The 13795-nt window shown below is 40.0% G+C and carries 14 protein-coding genes and 1 pseudogene; 7 read left to right on the top strand and 8 right to left on the bottom strand.

The window, feature by feature from the left end; all coding sequences use genetic code 11:
• The first annotated feature begins 11 nt into the window (after positions 1-11).
• Entirely contained in the window at positions 12-1268 is a 1257-nt protein-coding gene (locus DSM106972_RS31795; RefSeq protein ID WP_127084436.1) for a Rieske (2Fe-2S) protein, read from the top strand.
• Positions 1269-1468: 200 nt separating this feature from the next.
• Here DSM106972_RS31795 and DSM106972_RS31790 read toward each other — a convergent pair whose 3' ends face one another.
• Positions 1469-2770 carry a group II intron reverse transcriptase gene (locus tag DSM106972_RS31790; RefSeq protein ID WP_233787043.1) on the bottom strand — a complete coding sequence of 434 codons (1302 nt, stop codon included), beginning with the start codon at positions 2768-2770 and terminating at the stop codon, positions 1469-1471.
• Positions 2771-2817: 47 nt separating this feature from the next.
• Here DSM106972_RS31790 and DSM106972_RS31785 point away from each other — a divergent pair, with 47 nt between their 5' ends.
• Together DSM106972_RS31785 and DSM106972_RS31780 are read left to right on the top strand one after the other, a co-directional pair.
• The gene (locus DSM106972_RS31785) at positions 2818-3249 is read left to right on the top strand and encodes a DUF5372 family protein (RefSeq protein WP_127084434.1); all 432 of its coding nucleotides are present in this window, start codon (positions 2818-2820) and stop codon (positions 3247-3249) included.
• 5 nt (positions 3250-3254) lie between these two features.
• Entirely contained in the window at positions 3255-5333 is a 2079-nt protein-coding gene (locus DSM106972_RS31780) for a recombinase family protein (protein WP_127084433.1), read from the top strand.
• Positions 5334-5405: 72 nt separating this feature from the next.
• Here DSM106972_RS31780 and DSM106972_RS31775 read toward each other — a convergent pair whose 3' ends face one another.
• The 3 genes and pseudogenes from DSM106972_RS31775 to DSM106972_RS31770 form a co-directional block, all read right to left on the bottom strand.
• A complete protein-coding gene (locus DSM106972_RS31775) occupies positions 5406-5975 on the bottom strand; it encodes a hypothetical protein (RefSeq protein ID WP_201800810.1) in 570 nt (189 codons plus the stop codon).
• A gap of 26 nt (positions 5976-6001) precedes the next feature.
• The gene (locus DSM106972_RS52730) at positions 6002-6229 is read right to left on the bottom strand and encodes a hypothetical protein (protein ID WP_201800809.1); all 228 of its coding nucleotides are present in this window, start codon (positions 6227-6229) and stop codon (positions 6002-6004) included.
• 280 nt (positions 6230-6509) lie between these two features.
• Positions 6510-6893 (bottom strand): annotated as a pseudogene (locus DSM106972_RS31770) (reverse transcriptase N-terminal domain-containing protein); the annotation flags it as partial.
• 799 nt (positions 6894-7692) lie between these two features.
• On the opposite strand from DSM106972_RS31770, the gene DSM106972_RS54015 reads away from it, so the two are divergent.
• Both DSM106972_RS54015 and DSM106972_RS54010 read left to right on the top strand, forming a co-directional pair.
• Positions 7693-7839 carry a hypothetical protein gene (locus tag DSM106972_RS54015; protein ID WP_233787042.1) on the top strand — a complete coding sequence of 49 codons (147 nt, stop codon included), beginning with the start codon at positions 7693-7695 and terminating at the stop codon, positions 7837-7839.
• 69 nt (positions 7840-7908) lie between these two features.
• Complete coding sequence (locus DSM106972_RS54010) at positions 7909-8151, top strand: hypothetical protein (RefSeq protein WP_233787041.1); 243 nt, start codon at positions 7909-7911, stop codon at positions 8149-8151.
• Positions 8152-8342: 191 nt separating this feature from the next.
• On the opposite strand, the gene DSM106972_RS31760 is transcribed toward DSM106972_RS54010, so the two are convergent.
• Genes DSM106972_RS31760 through DSM106972_RS31750 form a run of 3 tightly spaced genes read right to left on the bottom strand, consistent with a single transcriptional unit; the run spans position 8343 to position 10045 of the window.
• Positions 8343-8717 carry a type II toxin-antitoxin system RelE/ParE family toxin gene (locus DSM106972_RS31760; RefSeq protein WP_127084431.1) on the bottom strand — a complete coding sequence of 125 codons (375 nt, stop codon included), beginning with the start codon at positions 8715-8717 and terminating at the stop codon, positions 8343-8345.
• Entirely contained in the window at positions 8714-9019 is a 306-nt protein-coding gene (locus DSM106972_RS31755; RefSeq protein ID WP_233787040.1) for a type II toxin-antitoxin system Phd/YefM family antitoxin, read from the bottom strand. The genes DSM106972_RS31760 and DSM106972_RS31755 overlap by 4 nt, the downstream gene beginning before the upstream one ends.
• A 6-nt stretch (positions 9020-9025) precedes the next feature.
• Positions 9026-10045 (bottom strand): aromatic ring-hydroxylating dioxygenase subunit alpha, encoded by a 1020-nt coding sequence (locus DSM106972_RS31750; RefSeq protein ID WP_127084430.1) that lies wholly within the window; start codon positions 10043-10045, stop codon positions 9026-9028.
• A 328-nt stretch (positions 10046-10373) separates the two neighbouring features.
• On the opposite strand from DSM106972_RS31750, the gene DSM106972_RS31745 reads away from it, so the two are divergent.
• A complete protein-coding gene (locus tag DSM106972_RS31745) occupies positions 10374-11657 on the top strand; it encodes a nitrogenase component 1 (protein ID WP_127084429.1) in 1284 nt (427 codons plus the stop codon).
• A 31-nt stretch (positions 11658-11688) separates the two neighbouring features.
• The gene (gene nifN / locus DSM106972_RS31740) at positions 11689-12999 is read left to right on the top strand and encodes a nitrogenase iron-molybdenum cofactor biosynthesis protein NifN (protein WP_127084428.1); all 1311 of its coding nucleotides are present in this window, start codon (positions 11689-11691) and stop codon (positions 12997-12999) included.
• Between the two features lie 14 nt (positions 13000-13013).
• On the opposite strand, the gene DSM106972_RS31735 is transcribed toward nifN, so the two are convergent.
• On the bottom strand, positions 13014-13592 hold the full coding sequence (locus DSM106972_RS31735) for a Crp/Fnr family transcriptional regulator (protein ID WP_127084427.1): 579 nt from the start codon (positions 13590-13592) through the stop codon (positions 13014-13016).
• Positions 13593-13795 lie beyond the last annotated feature (203 nt).

The following is a 13795-nucleotide window of genomic DNA, read 5'->3' as shown; positions in this document are numbered from 1 at the left end:
ACAAAAGCATTATGACTCAAACCTTTGAAAATTCAACCCATACAACAGAGCGCTATGTCTTTGCCGCTAAATTAGCCGAAGTGCAAGCAGTAGGCGGTAAAGTAGTTAATTTGGAACAACATGTTATTGCTCTTTTCTACAGTGATGGCAAAATTTATGCCATTGATAACCGTTGTCCACATATGGGTTTTCCGTTACATGGCAGTATTTGTAAAGATGGAATTGTTACTTGCGCTTGGCATTACGCTCGCTTTGATCTTGATAGCGGTGGTACTTTTGATTCCTGGGCTGATGATGTGCGCGCGTTTCCTGTAGAAATTAGAGATGGCGAGATTTGGGTAAATTTAACACCTCAAGTTGATTTGGTTACACATCAACGTCAGCGACTTCAAGATGGTCTAGAGCAGGGTATTTCTCTTGTTATTGCTAAGTCTGTGATTGCTCTGGATAAGCATGTTGATGCTGCTGAGATTTTCCGGACGGGATTAGAATTCGGCGCCCGTTATAATAAGCAAGGTTGGAGTAGTGGTTTAACTATCCTAACTTGCATGATGAATTTGTTGCCTTATTTAGATGCTCTCGATAAACCTTTTGCCCTTTATCAAGGACTTTCTGCTGTAGCGCGTGATAGTTCGGAAGCACCACCACATTTTGGTGTTCATCCATTGCCCAATTCAAATATTGATGCAAACACTCTCAAAAATTGGTTTCGCGAATTTATCGAACGACGAGATAGCGAAGCAGCAGAACGTTGTTTGGTAACTGCTGTTCGTGCAGGTTTATCGAGAGCGCAAATTGTAGATATGCTGTTTGCTGCTGCCACAGACCACCGTTACCTTGATGTTGGTCATACTGTTGATTTTATTAATAAGGCGTTAGAAGCACTTGATTATGTGGACTGGCAAGGCGCCGAACAGGTCTTAGCAAGTTTGGTTGTTCCTTTAACAAGTGCTTCTCGCATGGAAGAATCTAGTTCATGGCGTTATCCTATAGATTTAGTAGCAATTGTTAATAATGCGTTTGAACAGTTACCTGCTGCATTAGAAGCAGGAAGTAGGCGCCACGATAGTTGGTCTGCTCAGGATGAATTAATTACTACTCTTTTAGGAGATGATGCTCAAGCTATAGCTGATGCACTACTCAATGCTTTACGCTCTGGCGCCAACGAAGAACAATTAGCCCTTATTGTAACTTATGGCGCCGCTTTGCGCGTTGCTCGTTTCCACACCATTGACACTCACCGACCTAAAGGTACGGTGATTCACTAGGAAGTTCTGTCGTATTCCCTAGTTATCCGTCTGTCAAGCTAGTGGTACTCTCATTCTCACTTGCTTCTCAGACATGGTTCCTAACCTCAACCCACATTCGTATTGGGTTGGGTCGATGCCCGGTATTATCCGGGGCACCTCCCATTTAGATCGTGGCGTGAAAGTTTCCCTTCACCACGCTCCCGACATTCGACACGATATTAGCTTACTTTTCCCTGACGCTTGTCCTTACGGGGATTGGATTTTCTTTTCAGAATTTCTGCTAAATCGATATTGCCCATGTGTACGTAGTCGTGACAGGACTCATGTATTGCTACCAGGTTGTTGGTCTTCCAATTCTCGTGGTTGCCGTCAACGTGGTGTAGATGTACTCGTTCCCCCGGCATGAATTCCATGTCACATACGACACATTTATGTTTCTGACGTTTAATTGCCTGGGACGTTGCTCCGTCGTATAATTTAGATTCGCGTTCAGTCCAGTACGTTATATCCCCGTCATACGGCGATTTTGTACCCATTACTTTCACGTGCCCGAAGAGTGAGTGGTCAACAGCCGGAAATGCTTTTTTGACTAGTGACTCTGCTTTGTATCTATCTATACTCGGTTGCTTGAGGAATTTTCTGTAAGCATCGTGATTCATGAACCATAGCGAGAATCTCGAACCGGACATGCGACAATGCTTATGATAATTTCTCCATCCTCTAATTATCGGAGCCAATTTCTCGGCTTTAACTTCAGCCCCATAATTACTGCTATTGACTATAGCTTTGACTTTCTTTCTGAAACTTTCGTAGTTTTCCTCTGAGGGTACGCACGTTAGTTTTTCGATTTTCTTGGTTTTGACATATTTAAAGTGCCATCCAAGGAAGTCAAATCCATCTGTCGGTTTGGTTACTTTGGTCTTTTTGGCGCTAACCTTCATTCCTCTTGTAGCCAGAAATTCGTCGATATTTTGCAACACTCTTAATGGGTTTTCGTCTTCAGGTATAATTATCACCATATCATCGGCATATCTTATCGATGGGTAGGTTATGTCCTTCTCTGGTGTTTTTGGTGTAATTCTCCTTCCTTTAGGGTAGCTATTGGACGGAAAATGTACTGTATGGTGTCTGTAGATGCGTTCGATGCCGTTAAGTGCGACGTTGGCTAAAAGCGGTGAAACCACTCCACCCTGAGGGGTTCCTTGTTCCGGATAACCTGGATTTGTTCCTGCTTTCAAACATCTAAAGATACCGATTTTGATAGCTTTAGGTGCTATGAGGTTGTCCATAATCGTGGTGTGTGATATTCGGTCAAAACATTTTTCAATATCTAGCTCGATTACCACTTTCCGTCCGCCGTTGCGATTTGCATTCAACAAATTGAAGATTTGTTTTTGTGCATCGTGTGCTGACCTTCCAGTTCTGAATCCGTAGCTGTTAGCGTCAAAAGTTGCTTCATGAGCGGGTTCTAGTGCATACTTTACTAGGCACTGCCATGCCCTATCATTAATAGTTGGCACGCTATAATAACACTGCACATAACTCCAAGTCTATGAAGGGAAGTTGTGTGACAATCACCAACCCCATCCACCCGTTGTATGGTCAGTTTGTTGAGATACTGCAAATCCGCAAAGTTGGGCAAGAGACAAAAGTCACTATAAAAAGTCCATTGGGAGGATTTTTGTCTCTTCCAGCTTCAGAAACTGACTTATGGATGCAACAAGCAAGCATTACCCAACGAACTGAGAAATTTTCACCACAAAAACTGCTGCGTTTGAGTGAATGGGTAGGAGAGCGTAAAAAATATTTTACGGAAGAATTTTCTTGTGTTGCCGAAAATGAAGGAGTCGAACACATAGAAAAAAATCATGGTGAAATATCTACCAACCCAAAAACCCGAAAACTCAGAAAGGCTGGGTCGTCTAACTCTTCTAACAGCACGGTTAGTGGACAAGATGCTCAGAAACCAAAGTTCCGACGAGGTAGTTGCAAGGAGTAAACCAGATGAATAGTAAAATAAGAACAACGCATCTGGAACGGCGCGCGGTAGTGTACTTAAGACAATCAACACCTAACCAAATAGAATTACACCGTGAAAGTACAGAAAGACAGTATGCTTTGGCTGACCGCGCGTTAAACTTGGGCTGGGACAAAAGCCAAATATCCGTTTTAGATAGTGACCTAGGTAAAAGTGGTCAAACAACAACAGGACGGGAAGATTTTCATAAACTAATGGCTGCTGTTGGTTTAGGAGAAGTCGGGGCTGTTTTAGCTTTGGAAGCTTCAAGATTTTCTCGTTCGCAAGCAGATTGGCATAAACTATTAGATATTTGTGCCCTAACAGATACGTTAGTAATTGACCACGATGGAATTTACGACCCGAATGATTTTAATGACCGAGTAATATTAGGGTTTAAGGGAACTTGGAGCCACACGGAACTACATGGTATGCGTTTACGCTTACAAGGCGCCAAACTAAATAAGGCCAAAAAAGGGGAATTGCGCTGTTCTCCGCCTACTGGCTATGTATACGACCCAGAAGGAAAATTAGTGCTAGACCCAGACGAAGGTGTAGTTGCAGCGATAAAGCTAGTTTTCCAAAAATTCCATGCTCTTGGAACAGCGTTTAAGGTGATGCGCTATTTTTGTATCAACCAAATTCCTTTTCCAAGAAGGCGCTGGCGACCTGGTCACATAGGCACACTTTATTGGGGACCAGCTAACCTTAGCCGTATAACAGCAATTTTACGTAACCCAACTTATACGGGGACTTACGTATATGGTAGACGGCGCAGTCTAAACGTAATTGAGAATGGACAAATAACCAAGGTAAAAACCCAGCTACTACCACAAGACGAGTGGAAAGTTGTAATCCATGACGCTCACGAGCCTTATATTAGTTGGTCTGAATATTTATCTAATTGTGAGCAACTCAGACGCAATAACACAGGTTATATATCTGATGGATGCCAAAGAACACCTAGAGAGGGTTTTGCTCTTCTTCAAGGTTTAGTTATTTGTGGTAAATGCGGACGGCGTATGAGTCCTCGCTACCACGGTGATGGTGGCAAGAGAGTGGCTTACGAATGTACACAAGCTCGAAAACAAGATGGTAGCGTGGGTGTTTGTTGGAGCGTTGCGGGGGCAGCAATTGATACAGCGGTTGAGGCACACGTACTTGAAGCTTTAACTCTTGAACAACTCAATATTTCTCTAGCTGTGCTTAGAGAGCTTGAGCATCAAGCACATGAGGCGGATAAAACATGGCAACTTAGGTTAGAAAGGGCACATTACGAAGCAGATAGAGCCTTCCGACAATATGATGCTACTGAGCCAGAGAATCGTTTAGTCGCCCGTACACTAGAAAAACGTTGGAATGAAAAATTACAACAGTTAACAGAATTAGAAGAAGCGTATAATAGAGCGCACCAAGTAGAAAGGTTGGAATTGACTCTAACCCAAAGGCAACAAATATTACAATTAGCCAATGATATTCCAACAATTTGGCACGCAAGTAGTACTACTCACCAAGAGCGTAAAGAGATGCTAGGGTTGTTAGTCAAACAAGTTGCGATTACACCAATAGATGCTCCAAAACGCTCTACTCGTATCCAAATACTTTGGCATACTGGAGCGATAAGCGAGCTAATTGCTACACGTCCAACAACTACAGAAAAATACCGAACACCCAACCAAGTGATTCAATTGATTGAAGAATTAGTTCCTGGTCGAACTGATGCCGAAATTGCTTTGGAACTAAATCGTCGGGGTTTACTCAATACTACTGGGCAACCTTTTACCAGAAAAGGTGTAGCTTGGCTGAGATGGAAATATGGTCTTGATAAACCTTTAAGCGCCCCAATGGTTGCGAAATCTGGGATTAGCCCAGAAGGTTACTATTCCACCAGTGCCCTAGCATCAAAATTGGGCGTTAGTATTTATACCATTCACTACTGGCGAGAAAAAGGAATTATCCAGGGTTTTCAAGAAAAGGATAAAAGTCCTTGGTGGTATATAGTTACACCCGAAGTTTTAGAAACTTTACGTGAAAAAATCCGCCGCGTACCAGTCAAATCTGAATAGTTTCTGCTTCGGGACGCAAAATAACTATTTTGAACGAGTTCAACCCTTTGAGTCAAAAATTACTCAAAGGGTTTATTGTGTATCTGCAAAAGTCTTTGAAGTAAATTTTTGACCATCAAAGTACCAAGCGATTCCATCTGGGTCATGCCCAGAAGTCCATTGTCCAAAATTGCGAGCATTTTTCTTGTGACGAAGAGTACTGGGAGAAACATTTAGTCTTCTTGCTAAAGCCGCACCAGTTAGCTCAATAGGCGCCAACGAATTTTGATTTTCTTCTGGTTTAAGTGAGCTATCTTGTAAATCACTTGATGGCTCACTATTTATAACAGTGACAATTGGGTGATTATTCTCTTCAGACACTGATAGCTCACTTAGTGAGTCGCTACTTAGCTCACTTAATGACAATTCAACCTCTAGTAAGCTACCCGTAACAATTTCTGGACATACAGATTTTTCAATACTATCAATTTTTATTGCCTCTAATGGTGGCTCACTAGATGAATCATTTAACTCACCAGTGTTTTCTGTATCCGAATTATAGGACTGGTTTGACTCTAAGAGTGACTCACTTAGTGGTACACCACTGTCGGATTCAGCTTGCTCTTCTTTGGCATCTGGTGACTCACTTAAATTTGATTGCACACTGACATGAGCCTGCTTGAGAAATGCTACATCTTCAAGCAGGCTAACAACTTTACCTCTAACTCCGATAGGCGAAAATTTGTCTCTGGTGTGTCACTATCTGCGTCAGGTGTGCTACCAAAAAAGTAACTTTCAAGAATTGCGATAATTGCAGCGGAATCTGATTTTAAACCTCGTTCACGCTTAAATTCTACTAAACGCTCATAAATTCGTTGTGGTGGATAGGCTGCTACGCGCGGATTATCCGTTGCCATAAATGCATCCCAATATACTCCTTTTTTATTTTAAACCACTTTGAATTACCAGTAGATTACCAGTAAGTCACTTATTACTTATTAGTAGTCCAAAACTTGATGCAGCGATTTTAATGCTACTAGTCGCTCACTAGTAGCACACGCGCGCTGCTTCAAGATAATCTCTTCGTCATTTTTATAATTGCTCTTTTAGCTTTGAGTAAAAAGCTCTACCATAAGGAAATAACAGGGTTAAACAAAATATCCCTAAACTGTCTTGATTCGAGGTGCAATATGAACACACCGTCGGCACCTTCAGCATTCTGGTTGTACCATCCTTTTTCGGAATCGGAATTTCTCGCAGTCCCTGATGTTTCCAGTTTCCGGTATGTTTCTCTAATCTCATTTCAAGCTGGAAGCGTTGAAGGAAATTTAGGGATTTCATGCCGTCGATACCTGCTGTTTTCTTTCCCTGATTAAGCTGTGTTACTTGACGTATCGCCAAAAATCTAGCTCCAAGGGACTTCAGAACAAGACGTTGTAGAGACCGAGCTTTCCTCGAATCGTTAGCAGCAACGGCTTTGAACAATCTTACTTGTAATCGGAAAAGCTGGCGGCGGAATTTCTTCCAAGGTAGCTTTCTCCAGAGTTCACTAACATCGATATTGATATTGTGTCTAACTATGATTTACTCCTAACATTGTTTTCTGAGTGCCTTGCGCCAGTTGCGGCGCATCCTACCCGAATGCAGGGGTTCCGCTCTCGTCTGCCTACCTTGGTTCGACCGTTCCTTAGACCTGCTATTCGTTTTTATTCGTTCCACCGTTTTGATTATTATGCTTGTTTAGGTGTAGCCACTTTGCCAACTGGATGCCCTTGGGTTATGCCACTATCAGACATGTATGAGGCGGGATTATCTCCAGTTAAGTCGGGGACATTATTCTTTCTCACCCCGCTCCCTAATATGACATTTTTCCAGGCTCTGTTTCACCGTGCAAGCTCCCCGTTAGCGCCAGTGTAATCCTGAGTAAGATTTCTGATTGCGCCCTGTCCCCCGCATAAGGTCTGTGTAGGTACGAGCTACGCTCGCCTGGGGCAGATAAGGAGTCACCTCTAACCCTGAGGGGCAGGACTTTCACCTGCATCTCATCGGTAGTTCAATATGTGATTTTTATATACATATTGGAGGGGTTATTGGCTAGCATCACTACTAGTTGTTCGTCCCTCAACGAACCGAACATATCTGTTAAGCGTGACTTTCCCGCAGTCCGCAGGTAGGGTTACTTTATGGACTAACCACGTCCTTGTAATTACAATACCACAAAGCCTTAAAAGGCAACAAAAAAGTTTTCATCCCTGCCTTAAAAGGACAGGGTTTTCAACATATTCTTTATAACGACTTTGGCGATTGGGATGCAGCACACCATCCTTTTACTTATGCTAATGCAGTCCATCAAGGTCTACGGCGCGTACCTTCAATTGAATTGTTACGCGGTGTGTTCGATGGCGCCATGAGTGTATACCTTAACCGCTTTTTGAATGTGCCACCAGCACGAATTCCTGAACCAAAAGATACTATAGATAATCCAGAAAATTTACTTAACCAGCTACCAGATTTATTAAACCGTTAGCAACAAGTAAATGAAGCTTGCAAATTAGTTGCTCAGTATCTATATAGTGGGGGTAAACCAGAGTTATTAATGGCAACGTTAGGTAAATTAATGTTGCGAGAGAATCGCGATTTCCATGTCATTCAAGAAATAGAAGCTGCCTTCAAACAGTATTATTTATTGGGTAAATCTCATAAAGAAGGCGCCTACAATCTTTTGATTGCAGCAACAAGGTATTTAGCGGCACATGCTCCAACAATGCGCTCCCAAGCTCAAACTTACCAAATGGCTTACCGCTTGCACAAAGGCGAACGTCTGTTTGAGGATGGGTAATAAAAGCCCACATTGCGTTAATAATTACCTAGAAACCTTACTCTGTACAAATTAAGGGGCAATTCAATCCTTAGAGGAAGTCACTATAGGGTCAAAACATACCAAAAGGTTTATTTATAAAATATCAACATTACTGCAAGAATTAACATTATTATCTAAAAAACTGCAAACAGAGGTCAAAATTATTAAACCTAGGTAGTGTAGTTACAGATGACTGTGTTTTCAAGCTTAATCTGAGTATCTATAAAAGCTTCAAATTCTGCTTCTATATCTCGTGCGGTATAGAGAACACGAAGAATGATAACAAGTGTGTCTTGAATCGTAAAGAAAACACGATATGTATTCTTGCCCTTTCCAAAAAGCAGTTGCCTTATTTCTTCTTCAAAAGCATTATCAATTGAAGCTAATGCACACCTGGCTGGAAATGTATCAAGCGTGAGAATCGCGTCGTTTACTTCCCTGACCCATAATTTTGCCTTTTCAGGCGAGTTATTTTGACGAATCCATTTTGCAGCTTGTTTGATATCAACTTTCGCTGCTGGAAGGATAATAACTTGATATTTCATTCTTCATCCAACGATTCAATTATTTCCTTAAATGCTTTATCTACTGGTTCTCCTTCACCTGCTCTCATTTGTTGAAGTGCGACCTCAACAGCTTCTATTGTCTCAAATCTTTCCACAAGCTCCAGAAGCTTCTGATAAGACTTTACATCTTGTACTACAACTTCAGCTTTTCCGTCAACGGTCAATACCATTGGCTCTCCTGTCTCCCGTAACTGTTCAATAAATTCTACGGTGTTCTGTTTAAAGCTTGAGAGAGAATTAATATCACTACCAATATTTAGCATAATTATTTGCACGCTCATTTCGTATTAACTATTATAGCCACAACACTCAACTTCTCCATAAGTTTTTAGCAGCGTCGAAAACTTGCGACGCATCAAAATGCCGGGTTTATCGGTCATCATATGCTGTTCTTTGGTGATATCAAGCGGTACGTTGTAGTCGGTTGTTTCCAAAATGACTTTATCTTCAAGCGTAACTGCACGGTCAAAAGCTACGATATTTTCTGCTTTTGTTTCGGCTTCGGTGTCGTTACGTAAACAAAATTGTACTATTTGAGAAGTCGAATCGTCGATTGGTGTGGCTGTATTGACGACTATATGAACTAAGCCGTTAGGATAACCTATACGCAGTTGGGCAGTAAATGGCATGTACCAAGTCATATGCATTGTTCGCACTACCTGGTTTTGCTCTATTTTCAAATTTTCTTGCTGTAGCTTGGGGTTTGTTACTCCTAGCACCGTCCAAAAATCAATTCCCCACTCGTGTTCTTGCAATTGCATTTTATCGGGAATCGGATGTTCTTCGCTACCAAAAGTTGTTGTGTGTACAAACGTTGGGTGTGCGGTATCAAACTCATTTTCCATCACTCGCAAACCTGCACACTTCCAAGGTTCATAAAATTCTTGAATTAAACGATATTTAGAGTCTTTAGCTTCTGGTATATCTGGAATATCGCACAATGGTTCCTCTAAACATACCCAAATATAACCATACCGTTCTACACAGTTATAGGCGCCTATTTTATAACTAGGTGATATCATTCCATCTTGCAGTTGGGGTACATGTGTACAAGTTCCTGCACTATCAAACCTCCAACCATGATATGGACATTCTATATTACCGTTTGTAACCTTTCCTTTCGATAGCTGCGCGGAACGGTGACAACAACGGTCTTGCGCTGCTCCTGGGCGCCCTTTGGCATCTAGCCAAAGGACTATTTTTTGACCCAATAGCGTAAATGGTTTAGGATGACCATCTGATAAATGACTCTTGGGAATAACAGGATACCAAAAACGTTTTAATACTGGTTGCTTTGTTACTAACATAAAAATATTTTGCTCCCACCTTACTAGTTGTATATAATTTTTCCTAAGTTTTTATACTTATTTTGTATTAAAAATTACAAATGAATCAAGTTGTAAGTAATTTTTAAGGCTTGGTATGTTAGTAAAATCTAGCAAAGTATTGAAAATACTTACCTCAGTATGATTACTTATGTAGTTTAGGGATTGGGAGGCGGGCAGGGATGCCCGCTCCACAAGAGAAGATTAATTTAGATACAAAGTGAAAATTTTATAAAGAACATAAATAACACAATATTTATAGTTTTTATTTTATTATGAATTGCGATAAATCTACCCTATCACGGCTAAAATGGAAGCAAGTCACGATAAAATCGAAAGCTTTTCTGATGGGCAAAAATCACTAGCACAGCGAAATCAACAAGATTGTGCTTTTGATGGGGCAATGATGGCTTTAGTGCCTATTGCAGACGCTGCTCATTTAGTTCATGGTTCGAGCGGTTGCGTTGGTTCTTTTTTGTCTGGTAGTAATGATGCTGCAATTCTTAATAAAATTCGCTTTACTACCGATATGGAAGAAAGTGATATTATTTTTGGTGGCGCCAAAAAGTTATACAAAGCAATTTTAGAAGTTCATCGTCGCTATAATCCTAAAGCAATATTTGTATATTCTACCTGCGTTTCTGCTATGATTGGTGATGATATTAACGGCGCCGCACACGACGCAGCAGAAAAATTAAGTATTCCTGTTATCCCTATAGATTCACCAGGTTTTGTTGGTAACAAAAATTCAGGTATTCGTCTTGCTGGTGATATTTTACTCGAACACGTTATCGGTACTGTCGAACCAGAATTTACTACCAATTATGATATTAACTTGATTGGCGATAGCTTTGATGATGGCGCCGTTGAAATTGAATCGTTATTGGAAAAAATAGGAATTCGAGTATTAGCAAAAATTGCAGGCAATAGTCAATATAAACAAATAGCTCAAGCACACCGTGCAAAACTGAATGTGGTTATATCCTCTAAAGCACTGCTGAAATTAGCAAAGCAAATGCAAAAGCGCTATGGAATTGATTATATTGAAGAATCTTTACACAGTTTAGAAGAAATTAACAACTGTTTAATAAATATTGCACTCAAACTAGACGCTGACTTAAAAGAACGAACCGAAAATTTAATCACAGCACAAATTAATAATCTAAATTACCAATTGGATTTATATCGTTCCTATATAAAAAATAAGAGAATTATCATTGATGTTACAAGTGGAAACTTGTCAATTATCTCTACAGCTAAAATTCTCAATTTAGATATTATTCCTATTGCCGAGCATCTCAATGAAGAAAATAAAGCAAAAATTACACAATTACTCAATCAAGAGGTAATTATTTTAAATAAAGGAAATGAGAAAAATCAAGTCTTACAAATAATTCAAGAGAAGGAAGTAGATATGTTAGTGGCGCCATACAATTATCAATCTATCGCGATTCAAGCACAAATCTCTTTCCTCAATAATCATCATCAATCTACTTATGCAGGATATACAGGAATAATCAAAGCTGCACAAGAATTATATACAGCTTTTAAAAGCACTGTTTGGAAGCAATTAAATACATCGGCGCCTTGGTAATAAGTAATTTTTATTTTCTAAATTAATCATCATGGCAATTGTAAGCATCACAAATACGTCGGTAGCAGTAAACCCCTTTAAACATAGTCAAGCAGTAGGCGCCACTTTAGCATTTATGGGGTTTGCTGGAGTAATGCCTGTACTACATGGTTCACCTGGTTGTAGCACGTTCGCACAAATACCTTTAACCCAACATTTGGGTGAAATAATTCCTCTTTCGACAACAGGGATGACTGAAGTTGTTACCGTTTTGGGTTGTGAGGAAAACATTAAACAAGCGATTATCTCGTTAGTACAGCAGCATCAGCCGGAAATTCTGGGTCTTTGTACAACTGGACTCACCGAAACCAGAGGGGATGATATGGCGCGTTTTTTAAAAGAAATTCGCCAAATTCCAGAATTAAATAATTTACCGATGGTTTTGGTATCTACGCCAGATTTTAAAGGTAGCTTACAAGATGGCTATGCGGCAGGAGTGGAGAGCATTGTTAAGGAAATTCCCACAGTCAGCAAACCAAATACGCAGTCAAAACAAATAACAATTTTAGCTAGTTCTGCTTTCACACCTGGTGATATTCAACAAATCAAGGAAATGTGTTTTGATTTTGAATTAGACCCAATTGTTCTACCAGACTTATCGGGTTTACTTGATATAGATTTTAATAATTTTGATAGTACTAATAATAGTACGTTAAATCGTGCAGTCACTCGTAGCGGCACAACTTTAGAACGATTACAATTAGTTGGCAATTCTAGCTTCACTTTGGCACTGGGTGAAAGTATGCGCTCTAGTGCGAGGATATTACAACAAAGATTCAAAGTTCCTTACGATGTATTCACAGAATTTGTTGGACTTGATGCTACAGATAAACTCTTGTACGCGCTCTTCAAAATTAGCGGTAATGCTGTACCCGAAAAATACCGAGTTTATAGGCGCCAGTTACAGCAAGCAATGTTGTTTACGCACCTTAAGCTGAGTTGTAAAAAAGTTTCTGTAGCGTTAGAACCTGATTTACTTTGGTTGACTATTGATTTTCTGCAATCAATGGGAGTATCTATTCATGCAGCAGTGACAACTGGACGCTCTCCACTGCTCGAAAAAATACCAATTCAAAGCGTTACTATTGGTGACTTAGAAGATTTTGAGCAACTAGCCGCAGGTTCAGATTTATTAATCGCTAACTCCAATGCTTCGGCAATTGCAAAACGTTTAAGTATTCCTATATATCATCAAGGAATTCCAATTTTTGACCGTTTGGGCAATATTTTCTCAACCAAACTTGGTTATCGAGGCGCCATGCAGTATTTATTTGATATCGCGAATGAAATAAATGCACTCTGATGGTTATATTTTATTTACGCACTTATGATTAACCAGCGCTTATGGCGCCTTAATTTACCTTCGTCCTCTAAATCTCGCAATACACGTGTAACCGTAACACGAGTCGTATTTAACACATCGGCTATTTCTTGATGAGTAATGTGCAAATCAATTAATTTACCATCTTCTAAATCACGGCTAAATTTATCGCTTAACCAGATTAAAAATTGCCATATGCGGGTAGAGACACGTTTACTGTTAACGATACTTACTAATTCTTCAGTTCGTTGAATACGCGATAAAAGTTGGTCTAAGTTTTCGTGTAATTTTTCAGATGGAATGCTAGCTAGCTCTACACCACTAATGCATTCAAGATGATAAGGTTGAACACGCGATAGCGAATAACCAACAATATCACCAACTCCCCAGTAACCCAAAGTCGTATAAACTCCGTTTTCATCCCAGGTCAACGCACGCACACTTCCCCTTTGAATTTTCCATAGCACTCGCTCCTGCTCAGGTATTAATTGGCGCCGTTCAAGAGTGCGGTGCTGAATATGAGTAGATGTGGATATGGAGTTATTCATATTTGTTATCGCTACAGCCTTATTCATAAGAAATACCAGATTATTAGTTATTAAAGTAACATAAAGACAAGTATCATTAGCTACTCCACATTCTAATACTGACTATAGGGCAATCCAATACAAACATGATTTTTATACATTGTGTTTATATAAATTTCATATTCATAAAAATAAATAAATCATTAATCTACGTTTCTTCACTGTTTTTATAGAAAATTTTAACCAAACCT

Source organism: Dulcicalothrix desertica PCC 7102 (assembly GCF_003991905.1).
Classification (GTDB): Bacteria; Cyanobacteriota; Cyanobacteriia; order Cyanobacteriales; family Nostocaceae; genus Dulcicalothrix; species Dulcicalothrix desertica.
Note: the sequence above shows the minus strand (reverse complement) of the source record. Positions and strands in the feature narration are given on the sequence as shown.